The sequence below is a fragment of the Cupriavidus sp. FW305-3-2-15-C-LB2 genome (assembly GCF_058787575.1).
In genome coordinates, this window is sequence record NZ_JBYSZW010000119.1 from 1 (window position 1) to 531 (window position 531).

Annotated in this window: 1 protein-coding gene; it reads right to left on the reverse strand. The window is 61.2% G+C overall.

Annotation, left to right across the window (positions count from 1 at the left end; genetic code table 11):
- Positions 1-512 (reverse strand): phage late control D family protein (locus tag AC3WRR_RS36090; protein ID WP_492299571.1); only part of this gene is annotated, 512 nt, incomplete at its 3' end.
- Between the last annotated feature and the right edge of the window lie 19 nt (positions 513-531).

A 531-nucleotide genomic window follows, 5' to 3' on the forward strand; every position in this document is an offset into this window, starting at 1 on the left:
TCGGCGGCCAGGATCAGCCGATGGTGTCCGCCGTCATGCTCGAAGAAGTATGTAATGCCATACTCTTCGGTCAGGCGCTGGATGAAATGCGCATCGGTCTCGCCATGCTGCACCTCCCAGGCGAGCTTTGGATACACCGAGGTGTCGAGGCGCTTCTCCACCGAGAACGGGTAGTCCGCAAGCACCTCGTCAAGAATCTCGATCACCGTCTTCTTCTGGAAGGGCTTGAAGTCCGACGTCTGCGTCGCGAGCCACAGCCAGGGACGCAGCGTGAACCGGTACAAGCGATTCTCCGCAACGCCGCCGACATGCTCAATGTCGGAGATGACGCCGGTGATCTCGCGATGCCCAGCCCCCACCCCACCCAGCAGGCCGGTGCCCATGCCATCGAGCTCGATGGTGACGGTCATCTCGCGCCCGATCATCGCATCGGGATCGGCCTCGGCAAAATACTGTTCCGCGGCAGGCGAGACTGCGCGCAGGTCTACCTTGTAGGTGAAGAGTTCGCTCAATCCCTCATGACCTGAGAGC